Below are 19,535 nucleotides of genomic sequence, written 5' to 3'. Positions count from 1 at the left end.
CTAATGGTAAAGGCTATGCAAAAAAATGAGTTAACTGGAAAGCAAAAAGCAGCAATTTTGTTAATTTCTCTCGGTCCCGATGTATCAGCTTCTATCTATAAACATCTCAGTGAAGATGAAATTGAGCAACTAACGCTTGAAATTTCTTCAGTGAGAAAAATAGAGCCGTCTCTAAAAGAAGCTGTTCTTCATGAGTTTGAACAAATAACGCTTGCCCAAAACTACCTTGAAAAAGGAGGAGTAAGCTATGCGAAACAAGTGTTAGAAAAAGCACTTGGACCAGAGCAGGCTATGATGATTATCAATCGATTAACTTCTTCTTTGCAAGTTCGTCCGTTTGACTTTGCCAGAAAAGCTGATCCTATGCAGCTGTTAAATTTCATTCAGCATGAGCATCCTCAGACGATTGCCCTTATTTTATCTTACTTAGAGCCGCCTCAGGCAGGACAAATCTTATCATCACTGCCTCAGGAAAGGCAAGCGGATATTGCAAGACGGATTGCAACGATGGGAAGTACGTCTCCGGAAGTCATTAATGAAGTTGAGCAAATTTTAGAGAGAAAGCTTTCTGCTACTGTTACCCAAGACTATACCCAAACAGGTGGTTTAGAAGCAGTAGTTGAAGTATTAAATGGAGTAGACCGAGCAACTGAAAAAATTATTATTGATACGCTTGAAATTCAAGATCCGGCATTAGCAGAAGAAATCAAACAGCGAATGTTTGTATTTGAGGATATCGTAACGCTCGATAACCGTTCTATTCAGCGTGTGATACGAGATGTAGAAAATGATGATTTATTGTTGAGCTTAAAAGTAGCAAGTGAAGAAGTGAAATCTATTATTTTTAAAAATATGTCTAGTCGTATGGTGGAAACGTTTAAAGAAGAAATGGAATTTATGGGTCCTGTGCGTTTGAAAGATGTAGAGGAAGCTCAGTCACGTATCGTTGCTGCAATTAGACGTTTAGAAGATGCTGGTGAAATTGTACTAGCTCGAGGTGGAGGAGACGATATTATTGTCTAATATCATTAAATCAACTTATACGAATAAACTTTCAGACGAAAATGCGAAGCACATTCAAGTCATTCCATTTGGTTTTCCGATACAAGATGAGCCCACAGAAGAACATCTTCAGCAAGAAAACGCACAGCACGTTATTGAACAAGCGCACAGTGAAGCTGAAATAATAAAGGCCGAGGCAGACGCTTACCGAAAACAAGCTCAAAACGAAATTGAACGTTTGAAAAAGCAGTGGGAAGAAGAGAAGGTGCTGCTGGTTCAACAAGAACAAAAGCGAGGCTATGAAGAAGGATACGAAGAAGGGCTGCTTCAAGGAAAACAAGAGTATGAGCATGTATTAGCCATGTCGCGAAACATTGTTGACGAAACAAAGAATCAGTACTACGAATATATAAATCAATCTGAAGAAGTCATCTTTGAATTAGGTTTCACCCTAGCTGAAACGATTTTAAATGAGCAGCTTCAAAGAGATGAATCATTTTTACCACTTGTTGCAAGGTCTTTAAAAGAAGTTAGAGAACATAAAGAAATCCAGCTTTTTGTTTCCCCGAAAAAATATGCATATGTATGTGAACATAAACGAGAACTGTTCGATTTATTAAACGGAGAAACCGGGCTATTTATTTATGCGGATGAAAATCTTCAGGAAATGGATTGTGTCATCGATTCCTCTTATGGGCGTCTTGTTGCGTCTTTTGATAGCCAGTTAACGGAAATGAAGAAAAAATTAAAAGAACGTTTGTTAAAGGAGAGTAAACATGAAAGTCGCACAACTCATTCATGAAATCCCGCGCACATCTTCTTTTAAACGGTACGGGAAAGTCAGCCGAGTAGTAGGAATGATGATTGAATCTAAAGGACCTAGAACGTCAATAGGAGATGTTTGCTTTATTCATCTTAGTGAACGAGGAGATAAAATTCGTGCAGAAGTTGTTGGTTTTAACGGTGAGCACGTCGTTTTAATGCCTTATACGTCTGTTCGATATATCGGACCTGGCTGCCTAGTGGAAACGACAGAAAAACCTCTGCAGGTAAGCGTGGGGAAAGAGTTAATAGGTCAAGTGCTTGATTCGTTAGGGAACCCTTTAGACGGGTCTGAACTTTCTCAATATTTGCCGTTTGTTTTAACCGATCAAGACCCCCCTAATCCCTTAGAACGTCCGCCTATTGAACAGCCGATTGAAGTAGGGGTACGAACGATTGATAGTTTGCTAACAGTAGGTAAAGGGCAGCGCATAGGTATTTTTGCAGGAAGCGGTGTTGGGAAAAGTACGCTGCTTGGGATGATTGCACGCAATACAAAAGCAGATATCAATGTCATTGCCCTTGTAGGCGAGCGAGGAAGAGAAGTTAGAGAGTTTATTGAACGAGATCTTGGAGAGGAAGGGTTAAAGCGCTCCGTTGTAGTAGTTGCTACCTCGGATCAGCCTGCTCTCCTTCGAATGAAAGCAGCATATACAGCTACTTCTATTGCTGAGTACTTTCGAGATGAGGGGCTGAGCGTCATGATGATGATGGATTCTGTTACCCGTGTAGCAATGGCTCAAAGAGAAATTGGATTAGCCGTAGGTGAACCTCCGACTACTAAAGGTTATACACCATCTGTTTTTGCTAGCTTGCCAAGGCTGCTTGAACGTACAGGAACTAATCAACATGGATCTATTACTGCTTTTTATACTGTATTAGTAGATGGTGATGATATGAACGAACCTATTTCGGATACGGTGCGAGGCATTATAGACGGACATATTGTACTAGACCGGGAGCTGGCCAATAAAGGTCAATATCCGGCCATCAATGTCTTAAAAAGCGTTAGTCGCGTGATGAACCATATCGTAAGTGAACGGCATAAAGAAGCAGCTGAAAAACTGCGTTCATTAATGGCTACCTATGCTAATTCTGAAGACTTAATTAACATAGGTGCCTACAAAAGAGGATCTTCTGCTTACATTGATGAGGCCATCCACTATCATCCTGTCATTGATGCATTTTTAAAGCAAAAAACGAACGAACATCCATCATTTGAAACAAGTGTAACAAAGCTCTGTGAACTGTTTGTGAAAGGTGAGTAAATATGGCATATGAATTTAGGTTATCTAAAATAATGGCAATCAAGTCAAATGAAAAGGATGAACTGCTATCTCAATATAATCAATCCTTGCAGCAGTTTGAAACAGCGGGTGAAAAGCTTTATAAAAAGCTAAAAGAAAAAGAAACGCTGATTGAACAGCATACGGGCAAAATGAAGCAAGGGCTTTCTATTTTAGAAATTACATCGTTTCAGCAGTTTTTAACAAGTGCCGAACGAGTGATTGAAAGGCTGCAACAAGAGGTCATGTTTGCAAGACAGCAAATGAACTTAAAGAAACTGAAGCTAGAAGAAAAGAACATAGAAGTAAAGAAGTATGAAAAGTTAAAAAAGAGAGACTACGATTCTTATATAACCGCGGAAAAACAGTTAGAAGCGAAGCAAATGGATGAGCTGTCGCTACAGCAGTATATGCTGCATAGGAATTAGGTGGAAAACATGGCTAATCAAAAAGAGTTAAGAGAAGAGTACGAAGAAGAAAAGTCTTACAGTAAAAGCCAAGTGTTTTTATTTTTAATCTTTATTCCAGCAGTGTTCCTTATCTTGGCGGCTTATATTGTTCTGACGCTTTTAGGCGTTAATGTAAATGATAAAGTTTCAGCTATTACACACGCCATTCCGTTTGTATCAAGTGAACAGTCGCAAAAAAATGAAAATATTCAACAAAGCAATGAAGAGATACAAAAGCAGGTTGAAAGTCTTCAAAAGAAGCTGAGCGCAAAAGAAAAGCAAATCGCAGCTTACGAGAAAACGATCACTACAAAAGACCGTCAAATGGATGAACTAAAAATCGAAATGCGCGATATGGAAGAAAAAGCCGACGATGAAGCGAAAAAACAAAAAAACAATCAGCTGGCAAAAAAAGATGTCATTGCTACCTATGAAAACATGTCTCCTAAAAATGCAGCGCTCATCTTTGCCGAATTAAAAGAAGACAAAGCAGTCGCGATGCTTAAGCAGTTCAAAGCGAGTACAAGAACGGCAATCTTAGAAAAAATGGATCCGAAAGTAGCTGCACGCTATACGACATTGTTAACAGATCAGATTGATGAATAAAAGCAGAGGTGAAAACAGTGGAAATTTCACTACGTCCAGCAGCTGTATCAAAGGTAAACTGCGATGAAAAAGCAGCTGCTAGTCAGACTCAGGGTTTTTTTGAAGAAATTGTTCAGCAGCTTAAGCAGCTAGATGTGCAGTCTTTAACGCGCGGCGAGAAATTATCGGATGAACAAGCGATAGATCAAGACGTCTTCAAGGCGGTCGGGTTAATGGCGATTCAGTTAAGCGAAGCAGAAGATGAAGAAGATGAATCGTCTGTCTTGTACAAACATCTAGCCGAGATGATCAGTAGTATTCCAAGTAGTCTAGATTTGGAACAGCCGCTTCTAAAGCTGCAGCACGTGTTAACAGACATGCAGCGGGCACCTGTTTCATCTGAAACAGACAGTCAAGAACAATATTTGTCTTCTATTTCTACCTTGTTGACCATTTGTAAAAATACATCATCTGCGTTTCAAACAGAGTTCGCTCAGCTGATGGAAGACCTACAAAAACCGCGGCTGCAGTCAGTGACCCTTTCGAATTCGCAGCTTGAGGGTTTGCGGAAAACTGCTGCTGAAAAAATAGAGAAAATTCATAAACAACCACGTGTATTAACCGATACCTTACATGAAAAGCGCTCTGCTGGTTTCTTCGCCGCTGTTCATGCGGCTCCAAAAAGTTCTGTAAGAGATATGGAAGCTGTTCATAAAGAGGAAAAAGGGCCGCTTTTGAATCAGCTTTCTTGGAAAAGAGATGTGGTTTTACGTAACGAAAGTATGAATAGGAATAGTTCAAAAAAGGATAGTGAAATTTCTTTCACTGCTAACACGGCCGGGGGGACGTTAGAAAATAATCCATCATCTTTTAAATCTAAAGAAGTACCTAAGATCCAAGAATTTTCTATTGATCTAGGGCAAGTAAAATCTGATCATCAACAGTCTGACAATCTGTTAAATGAGCTGCAAAAAATATGGAGTAAAGCTTCGCTCAGTGCTGAAGAGGGAACATCTAATCTTTCTATTAAGTTATGGCCAGACCAGCTAGGGACAATTTCAATTGAAGTGCGTCAACAAGACAATAAAACGACTGCGCAAGTGGTTGTATCGTCAGCGAAAACAAAAGAGCTGTTAGACGCCAACCTTTTTAGATTACGACAAGCTCTCACGTCTCAGCATGTATCGGTTGATCAAGTCGATGTGGTTGCTGTTCAAGCAGCTCTAGAAAGTTCTGTAAAAGATATGAACGCTTTTGCTAAAGAAGAAAAAGTGCCGCAGTTTTCTATTGATTTAAGGCAAGTGAAATTAGATCATCAACAGTCTAGCGATCTGGTAAACGAGCTGCAAAAAATATGGAGTAAAGCTTCGTTCAGTATTAAAGAGGGAGCATCCAAGCTTTTCGTTACGTTATTTCCAAAGCAGCTAGGTACGATTTCAATTGAAATGCTTCAACAAGACAATAAAACGACTGCGCAAGTAGTTGTATCGTCAGCGAAAACAAAAGAGCTGTTAGACGCCAGCCTTTTTAGATTACGGCAAGCTCTCACGTCTCACCATGTATCCGTTGATCAAATTGGTGTGGACGCTGTTCATACAGCTTCAGAAAGTTCTGTGAAAAATATGACTGCTTTTCCTAAAGAAGAAAAAGTACCGTTTTTTAATCAGCTTCCATGGAAAAAAGATGTGGTTGTACCCGGCGGAAGTATAGATACCAATAGCTTTTTGAAAAATAGCGAAAGTCCGGCAGGTACACACACAATCGGGGCGCCAGTAGAGAATCAGCCATCATCCTTTGGAAGTGGAGAAATGCCTAAGCTTCAGCAGTTGTCTATTTATCTAGGGCAAGCAAAACCTGACTATCAACAGTCTAGCAATTTGGTAAACGAGCTGCAAAAAATATGGAGTAAAGCTTCGTTTAGTACCGAAGAGGGAACACCCAGGCTTCTCATTAAGTTATTTCCAAAACAGCTAGGTGCGATTTCAATTGAAATGCTTCAGAAAGACAGCGAAACGGTTGCGCGAATTGTCGTATCGTCAGCAAAAACAAAAGAGTTATTGGACTCCAATCTTTCAACTTTGCGGCACGGTCTCGCGTCTCAGCATGTATCAATTGATAAAATCGATGTGCTACTGTCGGAACAAGCGATGTCGTATAACAATGAAAATGACCAGCAAAAAGAAAGACAGGAAAAAGAAGCGTTTAAAAAAGAAGAAGAAGATCAAGATTCACAACAACTGGAAGAATCGGCTTCCTTTCTATCTTCTTTTGAATCAGCGCTCATTAACTACAACGTATAGGTGATAACAATGACAAATGAAATTACGTCTGACTTGTATTTAAGCAATAGAGACACACAAGTGAAGCAAACGGGAAACAGCTCGCTTGGCAAAGATGATTTTTTGAAGCTTTTGATTGCTCAGCTTCAAAATCAAGATCCAATGAATCCAATGGAAGACAAAGACTTTATTGCACAAATGGCTCAGTTTTCATCTCTTGAACAAATGACAAATATGAGCACATCGCTCAATACGTTTGTAACGCAGTCTCAGGCTTCTCCTATTTTAAAAGGAAGCGAATTAATTGGTAAAACCGCTGCATGGTTAGATGAAGAAGGAAATAAAAAGCAAGGAGTCATTTCAATAGCATCCGTCAAAAACAATGAGATATCGTTTACGATCAACGATGAAAATCATACGGTACTTTCGCTAAACGATATCTTAGAAGTAAGCAGTTAACCAACCAAAATTTAAGGAGTGATTTTATGTTACGTTCGATGTATTCAGGAATCAGCGGCATGAAAAATTTTCAAACCAAATTAGATGTCCTAGGAAATAACATTGCCAATGTTAATACATACGGCTATAAAAAAGGACGTACAACGTTTCAAGATTTAGTAAGTCAGCAGGTAGCAGGAGCAACAGCACCTGGAGCTAACCGTGGAGGAGTCAATGCTAAACAGGTCGGGTTAGGTTCACAAATTGGTACGGTTGATACAGTTCAAACAGCAGGGAGTATTCAGTCAACGGGACGGCCGCTTGATTTAGCTATTTCTGGGGATGGATATTTTATTGTCGGAAATAGTGGTACACAAAACAATGGAACGGTCACAAACCCCATGTATACGAGGGCGGGAAACTTTTATTTAGATAGAAATGGAGCCTTGGTAACAGGAAGTGGCCTTTATTTGCAAAGTTCCACCAATCAGAAAATCGTTATTCCTCCAAATAGTCAAAGCTATGGCATTGGCTCGGATGGCTCAGTGAATTATATAGACAATACTGGTGTATCGAGGGTTGCAGGTACTATTAAACTTGCGAAGTTTGCTAACAATGAAGGACTTCAAAAAGTAGGAGGAAACTTGTTTGCAGACACTCCAAATGCGGGGCTGGTTACAACTCCTGCAAACATTACTCCCGGAAACAGTGGTACAGGAACGCTCGTCTCAAGCGCCCTTGAAATGTCCAACGTTGATTTATCGGAAGAATTCACGGATATGATTGTTGCACAGCGCGGATTTCAGGCGAACACAAGAATTATTACAACATCCGATGAAATACTGCAAGAGCTAGTGAATCTAAAACGATAGGCGGGAGGAAGGAGTAGGTATTACTCCGGTTAATTATGATCACTTTAACGAGGCTAAACGGCAAAACATTTACGTTAAATGCGCTCTACATCGAGCAGCTTGAGGCATTTCCTGATACGACCATTACGCTAACGAATAACAAAAAGCTGGTGGTAAAGGATTCAGTTGAAGAAGTGAATGAGAAAGTGACGAGTTATTATCAGCGAATTAACGTGTTAGGGCTGCAGCAAACGACGGAGGAATAAAGTGTGTTTAAAAATAAGCTAGTTAGTAAGATGATTATTATTCTGCTTTCTTTTACGTTAATAGGAAGCGTTGCTGTTATCGTGACGTTAAAGTATACAGAGCAGGCAAGTACTGAAAAAGGTCCATCTATTGACGATGTGATTAAAGCTTCTGTGGATGTAACGGATATTAAAACAAATTTAAAAAGCAATAACTACATCAGCATCTCTTTTAAAATTCAAATGGATAGTAAAAAAGCAGCGGCAGAGCTTCAAAAAAGAGATTTTCAAGTAAGGGACATTATTATCAAAAGGCTCTCAGATATGAGTGCTCAAGATTTTGAAGGAACGCAAGGACTCAGCACGTTAGAAACAGATATTGCAAAGCAAATTGATCAATTAATGGAAAACGGACATGTTGTTAAAATTTATACAACGTCTAAAGTGTTGCAGTAAAGAAAAAGGGAGGGAAGCTAGTGGCAGGGGATGTATTATCACAAAATGAAATTGACGCCCTATTATCCGCGTTATCAACCGGAGAGATGGATGCGGATGAGCTAAAAAAGGAAAATAAAAAACAGCGTATTCGTACATATGATTTTAAACGCGCCCTGCGTTTTTCAAAAGATCAGATTCGCAGTTTGACGCGAATTCATGAAAATTATGCGCGCATGTTAATCAACGTCTTTTCGGCGCAGCTTCGTAACGTTGTACAAGTGTCCGTTGTATCAGTGGATCAAATTCCGTATGAGGAGTTCATTCGCTCTGTTCCGAAAGTAACCATCTTAAACGTGATAGCCGTCCCTCCTTTAGAAGGGCATATCATTATGGAAGTCAATCCGAACATTGCCTATGCGATGCTTGACCGCTTGCTCGGGGGACAAGGCGAGAGCGGTGGAAAAATTAGTAACTTAACGGAGATTGAAACGAGCTTGGTTCGAAACTTGTTAGAGAAAACGTTAGACAGTATGAGAGAAGCTTGGAGTTCTATTGCGGAAATTGAACCTGAAACATCAGAGTTTGAAGTGAATCCTCAGTTTTTGCAGGTCATTTCACCAAATGAAATTGTCATCGTCATTTCATTAAACGTACAAATTGGAGATGAAACGGGCATGATCAATCTATGTATTCCGCACGTGACGCTTGAGCCGATTGTGTCCAAACTGTCCGTTCATTACTGGATGCAATCTTCGAAAAAAGAACCTAACGTACAAGAGGTTGAGCAGCTAAAGGAACAAATCAATGATGCGGAATTGCAGGTTGTAGCCGAGCTAGGAAAAGCGGATATTTCAATTGAAGATTTCCTAGCATTAGATGCGGGAGATGTTATTCGACTGCAAACAAGCGTTCATAATCCGTTAACTATTTACGTCGGAGAACAACCTAAATTTATTGCACAGCCTGGAAAAGTCAGTCGGAAAGTCGCTGTGCAAATTCTAGATGATGTTAAGAGGAGGAACGAAAGGAATGAACGATGACATGCTTTCGCAAGATGAAATTGATGCGTTGTTAAAAGGAACTTCTTCACTTGACGGGTTTTCAGAGCCGAATAAGTCAAGTCAAGTAGATGATTACTTTACGGAAATGGAAAAAGACGCGCTTGGCGAAATTGGAAATATTTCGTTTGGCAGTTCAGCAACAGCGCTATCGGCTTTATTGAATCAAAAAGTCGATATTACCACACCGTTTGTATCGCTCGTATATAAAGAAGAGCTGACGGATGAATTTCCAAATCCTCATGTCGCTGTGCAAGTTCAGTATACAGAAGGCTTTTCTGGTACGAATTTGTTAGTTATTAAACATGAAGATGCAGCTGTTATTTCAGATTTGATGCTTGGTGGAACGGGTGAGAATCCGATGGAAATCATGGATGAAATTAAGCTGAGTGCAGTGCAGGAAGCGATGAATCAAATGATGGGTTCTGCAGCGACGTCTATGTCTACGGTATTTCAAAAGAAAATTGATATCTCTCCGCCGAGCTTAGATATTTTAAATATTCAAAAAGGGGAAGGCACAGAGTTGATTCCCCAAGATGACGTCTTTGTAAAGGTCTCTTTTAATTTGAAGGTAGGCACATTAATCGATTCGAATATTATGCAACTTTTATCGATATCTTTTGCCAAAAGCTTGGTGGAAGAGCTCTTAGTTCCAAGCGCAGAAGATACGGCAGCTTCTATTGAAAAAGAATCAGATCTTAACGAAAAGCAAACAGAACCGCCGGCAGCTGAATACATACAGAATGAAGAAACACAGCAGGCAGAATCTGTTCATGTACCAGTTGATATTCAGCCCGCATCGTTTTCAGAGTTCGAGCACGTGTCTTCTCCTCAAGGGGATTCACGAAATTTAGACATGCTGCTTGATATCCCGCTTCAAGTTACCGTGGAGCTTGGAAGGACTAAGCGAACGGTTCAAGAGATTTTAGCATTATCTTCTGGTGCAATCATTGAACTTGATAAACTAGCAGGCGAACCAGTAGATATCTTGATTAATAGCAAATTAATTGCAAAAGGTGAAGTGGTCGTCATTGACGAGAATTTTGGCGTTCGCGTAACCGATATTATTAGTCAAAGAGACCGTATTAACAAACTAAAGTAATGATTTTTAGGAGGAGTAGAGATGGGAAACCGAATTTTAATTGTAGATGATGCTGCATTCATGCGCATGATGATCAAAGATATTTTAACGAAAAATGGATATGAAGTAGTAGCGGAAGCGGCAGACGGCCAGCAGGCTGTGGAGTTATTTAAAGAGCATGCACCAGATCTTGTCACAATGGATATTACGATGCCTGAAATGGATGGAATTACGGCCTTAAAAGAAATTAAAAGCATAAAAAGTGATGCTAAGGTGATTATGTGTTCAGCTATGGGCCAGCAGGCAATGGTGATTGATGCGATTCAAGCAGGGGCAAAAGATTTTATCGTTAAGCCTTTTCAAGCAGATCGTGTATTAGAGGCAATTTCAAAAGCAATTGGATAAACAACAGATTGGCGGGTCTTTCCCGCTAATCTTACACTATGTTGAAGTAAGAGGTGGCAGGCATTGCTGCGAAAGTTCGTAATTGCTGCGCTGTTAATAAGCGTATTAGCAGGATCAAATCAAATCGTCTATGCAGAAAGTGGATCTGCATCGGTAAAAGAATGTTTGGAAAAAACGGAGAAGTGTTTAGAAAGTGAGAGTGCTGATTCAAAAGAAAAAACTGCACTCCAGGGGACGCCTACGCTCTCAGCTGGAGATATTATGAAGATGATATTCGCGTTTTTACTTGTAATTGGGCTGCTTTTTGCACTCTTAAAATTTGTCAATAAAAAAGGAAGGCTGCTACAAAAAAATAAAATAGTACAAAACCTGGGGGGGACAAATGTTGGAAGCAGCAAATCTGTACAAGTAGTCAAAGTTGGAGATCAGCTTTTAATCATTGGAGTCGGTGAAAATGTGCAGCTTCTTTCAGAAATTACGGGGCAAGAGAAACAGCAGCTGCTCACGCAGTACGAGGAACAACAGAAAAACGAGAGCGAATATAAAGTCGTACTACCTTCTTTTTTAGAAAAATTGACTTCTAAAAAAGAAGAGAAATCCAGTCATTCTTTTCAACAGCTTTTTCAGCGAGAAATGAATGAAATGAAAATAAAAAGGCAAAACGTACTAAAAGAGTTAGAAAGGAACAAAAAGAACGATGAATGAAGTGATGAACCTCTTTAACTCGAGCAGTCCTACAAATATTTCCACGTCTGTTCAGCTCTTGTTGCTGCTGACGGTGTTTTCGGTAGCTCCTGGAATTTTAATTATGATGACCTGCTTTACACGCATTGTCATTGTGCTGTCATTTGTACGTACATCGCTCGGGACACAGCAAATGCCTCCTAATCAAATATTAGTTGGTTTATCGCTGTTTTTAACGTTTTTTATTATGGCGCCAACTTTTTCTCAGGTAAATGAACAGGCGCTTCAGCCGCTTTTAAAAGAAAAAATCACGCTGAATCAAGCCTATGAAAAAGCAGCTGAACCAATGAAAGAATTTATGAGTGCTCATACAAGACAAAAAGATTTAGCTCTTTTTTTAGAATATGCGGATATAGATAAACCATCCTCTGTTCAAGATATTCCCTTAACTGCGCTCGTTCCGGCTTATGCAATCAGTGAGCTAAAGACAGCATTTCAAATTGGATTTATGATTTTTATTCCTTTTCTCATTATCGATATGATTATAGCAAGCGTGCTGATGTCTATGGGAATGATGATGCTTCCTCCCGTTATGATTTCGCTCCCGTTTAAAATTTTACTATTTGTACTGGTTGACGGCTGGAATTTAGTTGTTAAATCATTATTAATAAGTTTTCAATAGGTGATAGACAATGAATGGAGAATTTGTCATTTCGTTAGCAGAAAAAGGCGTGTATACAATCCTAATTGTATCTGGCCCTTTATTGCTGCTGGCCCTTGTAGTTGGGCTCATTATTAGTATTTTTCAAGCAACTACCCAAATTCAGGAGCAAACTCTTGCTTTTGTTCCTAAGATTGTAGCGGTCTTAGTAGGGATTGTATTTTTTGGTCCGTGGATGTTATCAAAAATGATTTCATTTACATATGAAATTTTTTCAAATCTGTATCGGTACGTAGGGTAGCTATGAGTCAGTTGATCTTATCCTATCCCGCGTTTTTACTAGTGCTAGTGCGGGTAACGTCTTTTTTTATCACGGTTCCGCTATTTTCATACAAAACGATTCCCACAGTTCATAAGGTAGGTTTGTCTGCCTCGCTATCCGTTATCATTGCGACAACGATTGATTTACCCGTCGTTTCGTTAGATGCACAGTTTGTACTTTTAGTAGTAAAAGAATGTGCTGTTGGGTTGTTTATTGGTTTGACTGCGTATGTATTTATTATGGCTATTCAAATTGCCGGAGGTCTCATCGATTTTCAAGTTGGATTTGCGATTGCCAACGTAATAGATCCGCAGACAGGGGCGCAAAGTCCTATACTAGGTCAATATTTATATGTATTTGCTCTCCTATTTTTATTATCGACCAATGGACATCATTTATTAATAGACGGCATCTATAATAGTTATTTAATTATTCCGTTAGACAAAGTAGCTTTCCCTGTGGGAAGCCAAGCATTTGCTACACACATCATAACTGTTTTTTCATCGATGTTTTTAGTAGCTGTTCAAATGTCTTTGCCTTTGGTAGGTTCATTATTTTTAGTCGATATCGCGCTTGGAATTGTCGCGAGAACCGTTCCGCAGTTAAATATTTTCGTAGTGGGGTTTCCGGTAAAAATTATTGTTGCCTTTATTTTGCTGATTGTCGTGATGGGGAGCATGTTTTATATGATGCAAATCATATTTGAACAAATGATAGAAGCGATGCGCGCGATGATTCGCATATTAGGAGGGGTGTAGCTTTGTTTTTAGTAAAAGTTGATTTGCAATTTTTCGCGGGAGAAAAAACGGAAAAAGCTACACCTAAAAAAAAGCAAGACTCTAGAAAAAAAGGACAGGTAGCTAAAAGTCAAGACGTTACAACTGCGCTCATCCTTTTAATGGTTTTTCTTTATTTTTTGTTTGGAGCCAAACAGTTTTTACAGCAAATGATGAAGTTGTTAAGAGAAGCTTTTCAAACGTATATGCTTGAGGAAGTGACGGCAGAGCGCGTATTTGCGATGTTTAAGCACCTTCTTCCTTCAATAGCTCTTGCAGCAGGTCCTGTTATGCTCGCAGCTTTTATTGCTGCGCTCGGAGCAAATTATATGCAGGTTGGTATTCTTTTTTCCACGGAGGCTCTTCAGCCTAAGTTAGAAAAGATTAACCCTATTAGCGGAGCCAAACGGATTTTTGCCATGAGAGCGCTGGTAGAACTAATCAAGTCAACGCTGAAAATTATGTGTATCGGAGCCGTCACGTTTTTTATCTTATGGATTCACATAGAAGATGTATTAAATTTATCTCAAAAAAGTATAGGGGACTCGCTGATTGTTCTGTCTAAACTTGTTTTTCAAATGGGACTTGCAGCCTCGCTTATGCTTTTATTTTTATCGCTGCTTGATTATTTGTACCAAAAGTTTGATTTCGAGAAAAATATTCGAATGTCAAAGCAAGATATCAAAGATGAGCATAAAAACATTGAAGGGGATCCTCTAATCAAATCAAAAATAAAGCAAAAGCAGCGGGAAATGGCAATGTCTCGAATGATGCAAGAAGTTCCAAAAGCGGATGTCATCATTACAAACCCCACTCATTATGCCATTGCTTTAAAATATGATGAAGAAAAAATGGATGCTCCCTATGTTGTAGCCAGCGGCGTAGATTTTATTGCTCAGAAGATTAAAGGAATTGCCAAAAGCCATGAAATCATCATGGTAGAAAATCGCCCGCTAGCAAGAGCACTTTTTGATCAAACCAAAGTAGGAGATGCGGTGCCGGAAGAATTTTTTAAAGCGGTCGCTGAAATATTAGCTTACGTATACCGCATTCAAAATAAAATGTAACGTTACGCTATTGTAAGGAGAGAAAAATTAATGTCTGCAAGAGAACTGCCAGTTGTTATAGGTGTTGTACTCATTATCGTTATGCTTGTTATTCCGTTGCCTTCATGGTTATTAAGTATTTTAATCATGATTAACATTTCTCTTGCGCTGCTTGTACTGCTCGTTTCCATGAATATGAAAGAACCTTTAGAGCTATCGGTATTTCCGTCTTTGCTGCTGGTTCTTACGCTGTTTCGATTAGGTTTGAATGTATCGACGACACGTTCAATCTTAGGAACAGGAGAAGCAGGCGGAGTGGTGGAAACATTTGGCCACTTCGTTATTGGAGGCAATCCTTTAGTGGGCTTTGTTGTCTTCATTATTTTAATTATCATTCAGTTTCTCGTTATTACAAAAGGAGCGGAGCGTGTTTCTGAAGTAGCCGCCCGCTTTACCTTGGATGCGATGCCGGGTAAACAAATGAGTATTGATGCAGATTTAAATGCAGGTATGATTTCAGAAAAGCAAGCAATTGACCGCCGTGAAAAAATTCAGCGCGAAGCAGATTTTTATGGAGCAATGGATGGAGCCAGTAAATTCGTCAAAGGTGACGCCATTGCAGGGATTGTCATCACCCTTATTAATATCTTATTTGGGATTATTATCGGCATGCTGCAAATGGGAATGTCCATCACTGAAGCATCCCAAACCTTTACTTTGTTAACAGTAGGCGATGGGTTAGTGAGTCAAATTCCAGCCCTTATGATTTCAACAGCGACAGGTATTATCGTCACTAGAGCTGCTTCAACAGGTAATTTGAGCGAAGATATTACACAGCAGCTGTTTGCTTTTCCAGTTATGCTTTATGTAACCGGAGGAACGATTGCGGCTCTTGGTTTAATTACGCCAATTAATGATGTTATTACAATGCCTATTGCTATTTTGTTAGGAGTGGGAGGCTATTATTTGTCTCGGGCTAAGCATCAGGCGGTTCGTGAAGAAATGGCGCCTACTGAAGAAGAGATGGAAGACAATGAAATGAAAAGTCCGGAGAGTGTTGTCAATCTATTAAGCGTTGATCCAATTGAATTTGAATTTGGGTATGCATTAATTCCGCTTGCTGATACGAATCAAGGAGGCGATCTGCTCGATCGAATTGTGATGATTAGGCGACAGCTGGCACTTGAGCTAGGATTAGTCATTCCGGTTGTTCGCATCAGAGATAACATTCAGCTTCAGCCCAACGAATACTGTCTTAAAATAAAGGGCAATGAAGTGGCAAAAGGGGAGCTGCTGCTCGATCACTATTTAGCAATCAGTCCGGGAATGGATGATGATTTGATTGAAGGAATTGATACGTTAGAGCCAGCTTTTAAGATGCCTGCAAAATGGATTAGTGAGTCGGTGAAGGAGCAGGCTGAGATGTTCGGGTATACCGTTGTTGACCCACCCTCGGTTGTGTCTACGCACATAACAGAAGTTATAAAATCGTATGCACATGAGCTGATTGGAAGGCAGGAGACAAAGCAACTAATCGATCACACAAAAGAAACTTATCCTATTTTAATTGAGGAAGTAACGCCTAATCCTCTTTCCGTTGGAGACATTCAAAGGGTACTGGCAAAGCTTTTAAAAGAAAGCGTCTCAATTCGAAATTTACCCATTATTTTTGAGGTGCTGGCCGACTACGGAAAAATGACGTCAGACACCGATTTGTTAACTGAATATGTCCGGCAAGGGCTCGCAAGACAAATTACCAGTCAATATACGGTCCAAGAAGGTCTGCTTCGAGTTCTTACCCTTTCAGGAAAAGTTGAAAAAACGATGGCGGAAGCTGTTCAACAAACAGAGCATGGGAATTATTTATCACTAGACCCTAACGTTTCACAAGCTATCGTAGAAAGTATAGCCAAGCAAACAGAAACACTTTCTTTTCAAGAACAGTCTCCAATTGTGTTATGTTCTCCTGCGGTGAGGATGTACGTGCGCCAAATCACTGAGCGGTATTTTTCCCATATGGCAGTTTTATCATATAACGAGCTAGAAGCAAATGTTGAAGTTCAAAGTGTTGGAGTGGTGGATATCTGATGAAAGTAAAAAAATACGTAGTAGCATCTATGCCGCAAGCTATGAAAGCCATTCGTTCAGATTTAGGTGAGGAAGCGGTTATTTTACATTCAAAACAAATTCGAACAGGAGGGTTTCTTGGCTTATTTACTAAGGCAAAAATAGAAGTATTGGCAGCTGTCGATTCCGTAGAAAAGCTGAGCGTAAAGAAGAATTCGTCGCCGCCAGAACCCAGTATGGAAGATAATCAATCTTTTATGAAGCAGCAGCTCAGTGAGTTAAATACTCTTGTCTCACAAATGAATCAAATGCCAAAGGTTTCTTCAGGTTCATATCCAAAAGCAGTGGAGGATGTGTTTGCCTATTTGCGTTTGCAAGAAATAGACGAAGCTATTTTAAAAAGCATAGAGGCTCCTATGCTGGAGTACTACTACTTACATCGCCCAAACTCAAACCAACTTATGGAGTGGACGAAGAGCTGGTTTGTCAATCAGTTTAAAGCAAGTGAATGGAGCGGTCCTTTCAAAAAATATGTAAGTGTAGTAGGACCAACAGGTGTCGGTAAAACAACAACTCTTGCTAAATTGGCTGCAAAATGTGTCCTGGAACACAATCAAAAAATAGCATTTATTACAACTGACACGTATAGAATTTCAGCGATTGAGCAGCTCAAGACATACGCTTCGATCTTGAATGCGCCTTTAACGATTTGTTATAACGGAGCAGATTTTAAAAAAGCTTTGCTAGAAACAGAAGCATACGATGTGATTTTTATTGACACAGCAGGCCGTAACTTTTTGGAACAGCAATATGTAAATGATTTAAAGAAAATTATTACGTTTCAAGAAGATTTGCAAACGTTTCTTGTTTTAGCCCTAACGTCAAAAGCATCAGATATGAAAGCTGTTTACGAACGTTTTGCTAGTCTGCCTGTTGATCACTTGATTTTTACGAAGCAAGATGAAACCACCCGCAAAGGCTCACTTTTAAATATGTTATATCATTACGGCCAGCGAGCTGCTTTTACAACAAATGGGCAGGATGTACCAGAAGATGTTTCGGCATTTAAAATAAAAGAGTTTATCGACGATGTGTTTGGAGATTGGAAAGATGAATGATCAAGCAGCAGTTTTAAGAGAAAAAGTGTTAAAAAAGAATCAAAACTCTTTAAAAGATTGCAAAACAATAGCCGTTTTAAGCGGAAAAGGAGGGGTTGGAAAGTCAAATCTATCGTTAAACTTATCTCTTGCGTTAACGAAGCAAAAGCAAAGAGTTCTTCTTTTTGACATGGATATAGGGATGGGAAATATTGATATTTTGATTGGGCAAACTGCTTCATATACGATGGTCGATTTGCTAGAAAAAAAGCTTTCCATCCAGCAAATTATTAAAAAAGGTCCTCAGAATTTAGCTTATGTGGCTGGTGGAACAGGAATTTCCTCTGTATTTGAATGGTCTCCATCAGACCTTGCTCATTTAATACAAGAATTGAATTCGTTAACAAATCAATATGATTATATGATTTTTGATATGGGAGCCGGCATGTCAGAGAGTGTGCTTAAGTTTTTAAAAGCTGTAGATGAAATGATCGTGGTCACAACACCAGAACCTACATCTATAACAGATGCTTACGCTGCTATTAAGCTAGCAGCTTCCTATTCTGTATCAGCACCGGTTCGTCTTATTATTAACAAAACGCTTTCTGACAAAGAAGGAAATGAGACGTATGAACGATTTAACCGAGCTGTTCAGCAGTTTTTGAACATATCTATTTCTCTATTAGGTATTGTCCCAAACGATCAAGCTGTTCAGAAAGCGGTCAATCGCCAAATGCCTTTTTTGCTTCAAAATCCAGCATCTAAAGCGAGTATATCACTAATAGAAATGGTGAGTATTCTTATTCCTCAAGACAATAGGGTAACGGCTAAAAACGAGGGAATGTTTATTCGGCGCCTCAAACGATTTTTTCTTGAAAGGTAGGAAATTAGAGTGAATGAAATAAAGGTGCTTATTGTAGATGATTCTGCATTTATGCGAAAGCTAATCGGCGATTTTTTAGCATGTGACAGTCGTTTTCACGTTGTGGGTACCGCGCGTAACGGTGAAGAAGGGTTGAAAAAAGCGCTCGAGCTGTCGCCAGATATTGTGACACTGGATATCGAAATGCCCAAAATGAATGGCTTAGATATGTTAAAACAGCTCATGCATGTGAAGCCCCTTCCTGTTGTCATGTTATCGAGTACAACAATAAAAGGTGCTGAAAATACGCTGACCGCTATGCAGTACGGCGCAGTTGATTTTGTTGCTAAACCTTCGGGAGCTATTTCGCTGGACCTACATAAAGTGAAAGACGAGCTTATCTCTAAACTTTTGCTTGCTAGTAAAGCCAACATATTTTCAAGCAGTCATCAGCACGTGCAAAACAGCAGTGTATATAACCTCCCGATGGGGACGAAAGTGAACAAAATGATTTGTATTGGTACTTCTACTGGAGGACCGCGTGCGCTGCAAGAAGTATTATCAACTGTTTCAAAAGACATAAACGCACCTATTTTTATTGTGCAGCATATGCCTCCAAATTTCACAAAATCATTAGCGGTTAGGCTAAATCAGCTAGCTGATATTGAAGTGAAAGAAGCAAAAGACAATGAAATCGTTCGCTCAGGATGTGCTTATATTGCGCCTGGAGGTTTTCACATGACGGTTGTAGAGAAAAAAGGACAGCTCAGCATTTGTTTAGACACTTCTTCACCTGTAAAGGGACATCGCCCCTCAGTGGATCGTTTGTTTCAGTCGATTAGTAAAATTTCAGGTTATCAAAAACTTGCTATTGTGTTGACAGGAATGGGGGCGGATGGGACGGAAGGTGTTATTGATTTAAAGAAAAATAAAGACGCGCTTATATTAGCTGAATCTGAAGAAACAGCTGTCATTTATGGGATGCCCAAATCAGCCGTTTCTACAAAACTTGTTGATTATATTGAACCGCTGCGAAACGTTGGAAGCTTTATTTCTCGCTACGCACAGAAATAGGAGGGAA

At 39.6% G+C, this 19,535-nt stretch carries 22 protein-coding genes; all 22 read left to right on the top strand.

Annotation, left to right across the window (positions count from 1 at the left end; translation table 11 throughout):
- Positions 1 to 3 precede the first annotated feature (3 nt).
- The 22 genes from fliG to LJC66_RS21180 all read left to right on the top strand — a co-directional run bounded on the left by fliG (position 4) and on the right by LJC66_RS21180 (position 19,528).
- Complete coding sequence (gene fliG / locus LJC66_RS21285) at positions 4 to 1,023, top strand: flagellar motor switch protein FliG (RefSeq protein WP_057273955.1); 1,020 nt, start codon at positions 4 to 6, stop codon at positions 1,021 to 1,023.
- The gene (gene fliH, locus LJC66_RS21280) at positions 1,016 to 1,804 is read left to right on the top strand and encodes a flagellar assembly protein FliH (RefSeq protein WP_230933504.1); all 789 of its coding nucleotides are present in this window, start codon (positions 1,016 to 1,018) and stop codon (positions 1,802 to 1,804) included. The genes fliG and fliH overlap by 8 nt, the downstream gene beginning before the upstream one ends.
- Positions 1,779 to 3,092, top strand: coding sequence for a flagellar protein export ATPase FliI (gene fliI, locus LJC66_RS21275; protein ID WP_230933503.1), 1,314 nt, complete (start codon positions 1,779 to 1,781; stop codon positions 3,090 to 3,092). Before fliH ends, fliI begins: the two co-directional genes overlap by 26 nt.
- A 2-nt stretch (positions 3,093 to 3,094) precedes the next feature.
- A complete protein-coding gene (gene fliJ / locus LJC66_RS21270) occupies positions 3,095 to 3,538 on the top strand; it encodes a flagellar export protein FliJ (protein ID WP_013058874.1) in 444 nt (147 codons plus the stop codon).
- 9 nt (positions 3,539 to 3,547) lie between these two features.
- Complete coding sequence (locus LJC66_RS21265; protein WP_195695983.1) at positions 3,548 to 4,165, top strand: MotE family protein; 618 nt, start codon at positions 3,548 to 3,550, stop codon at positions 4,163 to 4,165.
- Between the two features lie 17 nt (positions 4,166 to 4,182).
- Complete coding sequence (locus tag LJC66_RS21260; protein ID WP_230933502.1) at positions 4,183 to 6,444, top strand: flagellar hook-length control protein FliK; 2,262 nt, start codon at positions 4,183 to 4,185, stop codon at positions 6,442 to 6,444.
- A gap of 9 nt (positions 6,445 to 6,453) precedes the next feature.
- Positions 6,454 to 6,882 (top strand): flagellar hook assembly protein FlgD, encoded by a 429-nt coding sequence (gene flgD / locus LJC66_RS21255; RefSeq protein ID WP_195695985.1) that lies wholly within the window; start codon positions 6,454 to 6,456, stop codon positions 6,880 to 6,882.
- Positions 6,883 to 6,908: 26 nt separating this feature from the next.
- Entirely contained in the window at positions 6,909 to 7,733 is an 825-nt protein-coding gene (gene flgG / locus LJC66_RS21250) for a flagellar basal body rod protein FlgG (protein ID WP_014458441.1), read from the top strand.
- A 35-nt stretch (positions 7,734 to 7,768) separates the two neighbouring features.
- On the top strand, positions 7,769 to 7,978 hold the full coding sequence (locus LJC66_RS21245; RefSeq protein ID WP_050689639.1) for a flagellar FlbD family protein: 210 nt from the start codon (positions 7,769 to 7,771) through the stop codon (positions 7,976 to 7,978).
- A gap of 3 nt (positions 7,979 to 7,981) precedes the next feature.
- Entirely contained in the window at positions 7,982 to 8,413 is a 432-nt protein-coding gene (gene fliL, locus LJC66_RS21240; RefSeq protein ID WP_028410818.1) for a flagellar basal body-associated protein FliL, read from the top strand.
- 20 nt (positions 8,414 to 8,433) lie between these two features.
- Entirely contained in the window at positions 8,434 to 9,435 is a 1,002-nt protein-coding gene (fliM, locus tag LJC66_RS21235) for a flagellar motor switch protein FliM (protein ID WP_028410819.1), read from the top strand.
- A complete protein-coding gene (fliY, locus tag LJC66_RS21230; protein ID WP_269067679.1) occupies positions 9,425 to 10,555 on the top strand; it encodes a flagellar motor switch phosphatase FliY in 1,131 nt (376 codons plus the stop codon). Before fliM ends, fliY begins: the two co-directional genes overlap by 11 nt.
- Positions 10,556 to 10,576: 21 nt before the next feature.
- Positions 10,577 to 10,939, top strand: coding sequence for a response regulator (locus LJC66_RS21225; protein WP_028410821.1), 363 nt, complete (start codon positions 10,577 to 10,579; stop codon positions 10,937 to 10,939).
- Positions 10,940 to 11,002: 63 nt separating this feature from the next.
- Positions 11,003 to 11,644, top strand: coding sequence for a flagellar biosynthetic protein FliO (locus LJC66_RS21220; protein ID WP_230933500.1), 642 nt, complete (start codon positions 11,003 to 11,005; stop codon positions 11,642 to 11,644).
- Complete coding sequence (gene fliP / locus LJC66_RS21215; RefSeq protein ID WP_013084783.1) at positions 11,637 to 12,305, top strand: flagellar type III secretion system pore protein FliP; 669 nt, start codon at positions 11,637 to 11,639, stop codon at positions 12,303 to 12,305. Before LJC66_RS21220 ends, fliP begins: the two co-directional genes overlap by 8 nt.
- A 10-nt stretch (positions 12,306 to 12,315) precedes the next feature.
- Entirely contained in the window at positions 12,316 to 12,585 is a 270-nt protein-coding gene (gene fliQ, locus LJC66_RS21210) for a flagellar biosynthesis protein FliQ (protein ID WP_016765390.1), read from the top strand.
- A gap of 2 nt (positions 12,586 to 12,587) precedes the next feature.
- Positions 12,588 to 13,364, top strand: a complete 777-nt coding sequence (gene fliR / locus LJC66_RS21205) for a flagellar biosynthetic protein FliR (protein ID WP_098433302.1) — start codon at positions 12,588 to 12,590, stop codon at positions 13,362 to 13,364.
- A gap of 2 nt (positions 13,365 to 13,366) precedes the next feature.
- A complete protein-coding gene (flhB, locus tag LJC66_RS21200) occupies positions 13,367 to 14,449 on the top strand; it encodes a flagellar biosynthesis protein FlhB (protein ID WP_050689634.1) in 1,083 nt (360 codons plus the stop codon).
- Between the two features lie 30 nt (positions 14,450 to 14,479).
- Positions 14,480 to 16,516 carry a flagellar biosynthesis protein FlhA gene (gene flhA, locus LJC66_RS21195; protein ID WP_195695990.1) on the top strand — a complete coding sequence of 679 codons (2,037 nt, stop codon included), beginning with the start codon at positions 14,480 to 14,482 and terminating at the stop codon, positions 16,514 to 16,516.
- The gene (gene flhF / locus LJC66_RS21190; RefSeq protein WP_230933499.1) at positions 16,516 to 17,613 is read left to right on the top strand and encodes a flagellar biosynthesis GTPase FlhF; all 1,098 of its coding nucleotides are present in this window, start codon (positions 16,516 to 16,518) and stop codon (positions 17,611 to 17,613) included. Before flhA ends, flhF begins: the two co-directional genes overlap by 1 nt.
- Complete coding sequence (locus LJC66_RS21185; RefSeq protein WP_230933498.1) at positions 17,606 to 18,475, top strand: MinD/ParA family protein; 870 nt, start codon at positions 17,606 to 17,608, stop codon at positions 18,473 to 18,475. Before flhF ends, LJC66_RS21185 begins: the two co-directional genes overlap by 8 nt.
- Positions 18,476 to 18,484: 9 nt before the next feature.
- The gene (locus LJC66_RS21180) at positions 18,485 to 19,528 is read left to right on the top strand and encodes a protein-glutamate methylesterase/protein-glutamine glutaminase (RefSeq protein ID WP_195695992.1); all 1,044 of its coding nucleotides are present in this window, start codon (positions 18,485 to 18,487) and stop codon (positions 19,526 to 19,528) included.
- Positions 19,529 to 19,535: the final 7 nt, after the last annotated feature.

The organism is Priestia sp. TSO9, assembly GCF_021029645.1.
Taxonomy (GTDB): domain Bacteria; phylum Bacillota; class Bacilli; order Bacillales; family Bacillaceae_H; genus Priestia; species Priestia megaterium_E.
The sequence above is the reverse complement of the archived record's forward strand: the minus strand, read 5'-3'. Positions and strand labels throughout refer to the sequence as shown.